Source organism: Trebonia sp. (assembly GCF_030042015.1).
GTDB lineage: Bacteria > Actinomycetota > Actinomycetes > Streptosporangiales > Streptosporangiaceae > Trebonia.
Genome location: NZ_JASIAL010000280.1, coordinates 1 through 5795, shown reverse-complemented (window position 1 = coordinate 5795; position 5795 = coordinate 1). Strand labels below are relative to the sequence as shown.

The 5795-nt window shown below is 71.5% G+C and carries 7 protein-coding genes; all 7 read left to right on the top strand.

The features are described from left to right. A partial coding sequence (locus Q1N79_RS15180) for an acyl-CoA carboxylase subunit beta (protein WP_300609597.1) occupies positions 1-1491 on the top strand: 1491 nt, incomplete at its 5' end. Between the two features lie 78 nt (positions 1492-1569). After that, positions 1570-2544: an NYN domain-containing protein gene (locus tag Q1N79_RS15175; RefSeq protein ID WP_300609595.1), complete on the top strand. Its 975-nt coding sequence runs from the start codon at positions 1570-1572 to the stop codon at positions 2542-2544. After that, complete coding sequence (locus Q1N79_RS15170; RefSeq protein ID WP_300609593.1) at positions 2472-2957, top strand: acyl-CoA carboxylase epsilon subunit; 486 nt, start codon at positions 2472-2474, stop codon at positions 2955-2957. The genes Q1N79_RS15175 and Q1N79_RS15170 overlap by 73 nt, the downstream gene beginning before the upstream one ends. Before the next feature lie 57 nt (positions 2958-3014). Then, the gene (locus Q1N79_RS15165) at positions 3015-3374 is read left to right on the top strand and encodes a cupin domain-containing protein (protein WP_300609591.1); all 360 of its coding nucleotides are present in this window, start codon (positions 3015-3017) and stop codon (positions 3372-3374) included. Further along, positions 3352-4131: an aldolase/citrate lyase family protein gene (locus tag Q1N79_RS15160; protein WP_300609590.1), complete on the top strand. Its 780-nt coding sequence runs from the start codon at positions 3352-3354 to the stop codon at positions 4129-4131. Before Q1N79_RS15165 ends, Q1N79_RS15160 begins: the two co-directional genes overlap by 23 nt. Before the next feature lie 13 nt (positions 4132-4144). After that, complete coding sequence (locus tag Q1N79_RS15155) at positions 4145-5173, top strand: VOC family protein (RefSeq protein ID WP_300609588.1); 1029 nt, start codon at positions 4145-4147, stop codon at positions 5171-5173. Further along, on the top strand, positions 5170-5795 hold a 626-nt coding region (locus tag Q1N79_RS15150; RefSeq protein WP_300609586.1), incomplete at its 3' end, for a ketopantoate reductase family protein. The genes Q1N79_RS15155 and Q1N79_RS15150, both read left to right, overlap by 4 nt.

Genomic DNA, 5795 nt, shown 5'->3' with positions numbered 1-5795 from the left:
GCGCAGGCGGTGGAGAAACAGCACGCCCGCGGCAAGCTGACCGCCCGCGAGCGGATCGACCTGCTGCTTGACGCGGGCTCGTTCACCGAGTTCGACGAGCTGGCCAGGCACCGGGCGCACGACTTCGGCATGCAGGCGAACCGGCCGTACGGCGACGGCGTGGTCACCGGCCACGGCACGGTCGACGGCCGCCCGGTATGCGTGTTCAGCCAGGACTTCACGGTGTTCGGCGGGTCGCTCGGCGAGGTGTACGGCGAGAAGATCGTCAAGGTCATGGACCACGCGATGAAGACCGGCTGCCCGGTCGTCGGCATCAACGACGGCGGCGGCGCCCGGATCCAGGAGGGCGTGGTCGCGCTCGGGCTGTTCGCGGAGATCTTCTTCCGCAATACCCGCGCCTCCGGCGTGATCCCGCAGATCTCCCTCATCATGGGGCCGTGCGCCGGCGGGGCCGTCTACTCGCCGGCGATCACCGACTTCACCCTGATGGTCGAGGGCACCAGCCACATGTTCATCACGGGGCCCGACGTGATCAAGACCGTGACCGGGGAGGACGTCACCTTCGAGGAGCTCGGCGGCGCGCACGCGCACGCGGCCAAGTCCGGCGTCGCGCACTACCAGGCGGAGTCCGAGGAGGACTGCATCGCCTTCGCCAGGGAGCTGCTGTCCTACCTGCCGTCCAACAACCTCGACGAGCCGCCGGCCATCGACATCCCCGCCGACCTGGAGATCTCGGCGGACGACCGGGCGCTTGACACCCTCATCCCCGACTCGCCCAACCAGCCGTACGACATCCACGCGGTCATCGAGACCGTGCTCGACGACGGCGAGTTCCTGGAAATCCACGCCGCGTTCGCGCCGAACATCGTCGTCGGCTTCGGCCGGATCGCCGGCTTCCCCGTCGGCGTGGTGGCCAACCAGCCCATGCACTTCGCCGGCTGCCTCGACATCGACGCCTCGGAGAAGGCGGCGCGGTTCGTGCGGACCTGCGACGCGTTCAGCATCCCGATCCTGACGCTTGTCGACGTGCCCGGCTTCCTGCCCGGCGTCAGCCAGGAGTGGCGCGGCATCATCCGCCGCGGCGCCAAGCTGATCTACGCCTACGCGGAGGCCACCGTCCCGAAGGTCACCGTGATCACCCGCAAGGCCTACGGCGGCGCCTACGACGTCATGGGGTCCAAGCACCTCGGCGGCGACATCAACCTGGCCTGGCCCACCGCCCAGATCGCGGTGATGGGCGCGCAGGGGGCGGTCAACATCCTGTACCGCCGCGAGCTGGCCAGCGCCGATAACCCGGAGCAGCTCAGGGCGCGGCGGACGGCCGAATACGAGGACACTCTCGCCAATCCCTATATCGCCGCCGAGCGCGGTTACCTTGACGCGGTGATCCGCCCGGCCGAAACCCGCGTCGCCGTCACCAAGGCGCTGCTGTCGCTGCGCGCCAAGCGGGAAACGCTGCCGCCGAAGAAGCACGGCAACATTCCGCTGTGACGCCGGTGACCAGGGTCTGGCGGCAATGCCGGCCAACTGGCGCGCGCATTGGCCCGGCTGTCTTAGAGTCGGTAGACGATGAGCGAATTCGCCGCCCCGATGCCCGTCCTCGCCAGGTACGCTGTCATGGTTGACGTCGGGTATATCTACGCGGCCGCGGGCGAATTGCTTTTCGGCACGAGTTCCCGGCGGGACTACCGGGTGGACGCGGTCGGCCTCATCCAGGCGGTCACCAAGCACGCGGACGAGCTCTTCCGCGGCGAACTGCTCCGCGTGTACTGGTACGACGCGGCGCGGGACCGGGTGCCGACCATCGACCAGCGCGTCGTCGCGCAGATGGCCTGGGTGAAGCTGCGCCTCGGCAACCTGAACGCGCGCGGCCAGCAGAAGGGCGTGGACGCCAACATCCGCGCCGACATGGAGTCGCTCGCGCGGCACCGCGCGATAACCGACGCGGTGCTCATCGCGGGCGACGAGGACATGGTCCCCGCCGTCGAGGCCGCCCAGGCGTTCGGCGTGCGGGTACACCTGTGGGGCATCGAGCCGCCGTACGGGACGAACCAGGCCGAGCGGCTGGTCTGGGAATCGGACACCGTGGACGTGCTCGACGCCGGGTTCCTGCGCCCGTACTTCACCAAGAACCCCGTCGCCGAGCAGCCGCGGGCGGACATCCAGGCCAGCGTGCCGTCACCGGCCCAGCTGTTCGGCGAGCGGCACCTGCGCCCGCCCGCCCCGCTGGGGCGCAACTCGCACCTCACCGGCGCGAGCACCGGCCCGATGCCGCGGCTGGGCCCGGACCGGCGGCACGTCGAAGAGGCGGGCGAGCACGTCGCGCACAAATGGATCCTCACCCGGGGCGCCGACAACATCCGCGACCTGCTGCCCGGGCCGATTCTGCCGCCGGTCATCGACAAGGAGCTGCTCGTCGAGGCGGAAAAGGAGCTCGGCCAGTCGCTGCGCCCCTACCAGGAGGCCCGCGAATGGCTGCGGGACGCGTTCTGGGCGCGGGTGCACAGGGAGTTCGGCATCGGAGTAGGCAAGTCCCGTGGCTGACCCGGCGGAAACACGTGACTGACCCGGGGGAAGTGCCCGGCGAGGCACGTGCGGCGTCAAGCCGCAGCCGGGGGGTTCCGGGGGGTCGCCCCCCCGGGCTAAACAGCGTGACTGACCCGGGGAATTACGTGGGTGGATCGGGGGACGCGCCCCATGAGGCACGTGCGGCGTCAAGCCGCAGCCGGGGGGCTCCGGGGGGTCGCCCCCCCGGGCTAGTAGTGGTTCGCGGTGACGCGAACCACGTAGAGATCGCGGCGCTCGCCGCCGTGCTGGCGGCCGCCGCCGCTCGCGGGAGGGCCGGCGCTGGAGAGAAGCCGGGGAGCGTTCGGAATAATTGGAATGAAAAATCCCGGCTGATGCGGTCGGCGGTGCACCCTTCCGCCGGCGGGTGGCGGCGGTCGGCTCTTCCCTAATCGCGGCGGATCATATATGTTCGCTTCGGTCACGGCCGCTCCGCTGGGGGTGTTGCGATGAAGAAAGCGAACATCGACGAGCTCAAGCTGACCGACGTGCGGCCCGGGGTGACCCGGCGCTCGTTTTCCGGCGCGGGCGCGACGCTGGCCTGGGGCACGCTGAGCCCCGGGCATGAGCCGCGGCCGCACACGCACCCGCACGAACAGATCGTGTACATCGTCTCAGGGCACGGCACGTTCACCGTCGGCGACGAGACCGTCGAGGTCGCGCAGGGCGACATGCTCGTCGTCCCTTCTGGCGTGCTGCACTACGCGGTCGCGGCCGAGGACGAGGCGCTGGTCGACCTGAGCATCTTCAACCCGCGCCGCGACGACTACTACGCGATCGACGAGGGTGACGGCGGTTCCGACGGCTGAGGCCCGCCCGCTGCGGGCGCGGCTGCGCGGCGGCGAGCGTCTCCTCGCAACGTTCGTGAAGTCCCGTGACGCCTCGGTCGCCGAGGTGCTCGCGGCCGCCGGGTACGACCTGATCGTCGCCGACCTGGAGCACTCCGCGCTGTCCGTTGGCGACATCGAGGGCATCGTGCGGGCGTGCGACGCCCACGGCGTGCCGGTCGTCGTGCGGCTGCCCGCCTCCGCGCTCGGGCTGTGCGGGCAGCTGCTCGACTGCGGGGCGACCGGCATCCAGGTGAGCGACGTGACCTCGGCGCAGGACGCGGCGGCGGCGCGCGCGGCGGTGCACTACCCCCCTGTCGGATCGCGGTCGCTGTCGCTGGCGACGCGGGCCGGGCGGTTCGGGGCCGTCTCCGCCGGTGAGCACCTGACCGCGAGCCTGCAATCGACCGTGCTCGTCGGGCAGATCGAGTCGGCTGAGGGCGTCGCCGCGGTCGGTGAGATCCTCGCCTGCGACGCGTTCGACGCGCTGTTCATCGGGCCGAGCGACCTGTCGGTGTCGATGGGGCGGCCCGGCGACTTGCGGCACCCGGACGTGTCGGGCCCGATCGAGACGGTCATCGCCGCGACCGCCAGCCACGGGACGCCGCTCGGGATCTTCTGCGGCAGCGCCGGCGAGGCACGCCAGTGGGCCGAACGCGGGCTGACCCTGCTGGCGGTCTCCACCGACCTGTCGATGCTCGGCGCGGCCGCGCGGGCGGCCCTCGGCGAGCTGCGCTGAAAGGACAGGCGCGATGACGGAGCCGACGACGGAGCCGACGACGGAGCGATGGCGCGACGTCGCCCACATCGGGCACGCGGAACTGCTCACCCCGGCCCCGGAGGAGAGCCTGCGGTACTTCACGTCGCTGCTCGGCCTGACCGTGGCGGCCGAGGACGGCGGCTCGTGGTACCTGCGCGGCTACGGCGACTACGAGCCGTACTGCCTGAAGCTGACGGCGGCCGGCCACCCGGGCCTCGGGCACATGGCGGTGCGGGCCTGGAGCCCCGCCGCGCTGCAGCGGCGGGTCACGTGGCTCAAGTCGGCCGGCGTCGACGGTTCCTGGGTGGAGCCTGAGGCGGGCAAGGGACCCGCGTTCGAGTTCGCCGACCCCGACGGGCACCCGGTGCGGATCTACTACGAGACGTCCAAGTGGTCGCCTGGCGCCGGGCAGGAGCCCGCGATGAAGACCAATCACGGGCGGTACCTGGGACGGGGCGCGAACGTCCGCCGCCTCGAGCACGTCAACCTGATGGCACGGGACGTGCGGGCCTGCCGGGCGTTCTGGGAGGACGGGTTCGGGCTGCGCACGTTCGAGATCATCAGACGGGACGACGGCGCCGAGGACGGGGCGTGGCTGAGCAGCACGGTGCAGGGGCATGAGGTCATCTACGTGCGGGATTACCTGTCCGGGGCGGCGCGGCTGCACCACCTGGCGTTCTGGGTGGACTCGCGGGAGGACGTGCTGCGCGCGGCGGACCTGATGAACGACGCCTTCGTGCCGATCGAGGCCGGGCCGTCCAGGCACATCCCGATCCAGGGGTTCTACCTGTACACGCGCGAGCCAGGCGGCAACAGGATCGAGATCTGCTCGGGCGGGTACCTCGGCTTCGACCCTGACGACAACCCGGTGATCTGGACTCCCGCGCAGTACGCGGCCAAGCCCGGCTGGGGTGCCCGGCTGCCGTCGACGTTCCGCACCTACGGCACCCCGGCCCTCGGCGTGCCCGCGGAGTCGGACTGCTCCGACTGGCCCGCGCCGGCCTACCTGGGACAGCGGTGAAGATCACGATCGCCGGGGCCGGGGCGATGGGGTGCCGGTTCGGCGGCGCGCTGTTCTCCGCGGGCCACGACGTGCTGCTGCTCGACGGGTGGCAGGAGCACGTGTCGGCGGTCAACTCCTCCGGGCTGCGGATCGACGACGCCGACGGCTCCCGGGTGGTGCCGGTGCCGGCGCGGCTGTTCCCCGCCGCTGCCGGGCAGCCCGCCGAGCTGGTCATCGTGTTCACCAAGGCCACGGCGACGGCCGCGGTCGCGGCCGCCACGGCAGGCGCGATCGGGCCGTCCACGGTGGTTCTCACGCTGCAGAACGGCCTGGGCAACATCGAGGCGCTTTCTGATTACGTGCCGGCCGCCCGGCTGCTGGCCGGGACCACCACGCTCGGCACCGAACTGCTCGGCCCGGGGCACATCCGCGCGCTGGGGACCGGTGAGACCGTGCTCGGCGCGCTCCAGCCGGGGCCCTCTTCCCATGCCGAACGGACCCGGCTGGCTCTGTCGGCCGCGGGCCTGCCCACCCGCGCAGCCGACGACGTGCTCGGCGTGATCTGGGCGAAGGTCGCCTTCAACTGCGTGATGAACGCGCTGTGCGCGATCGCGTCGATACCCGTCTCCGCGCTCGCCCG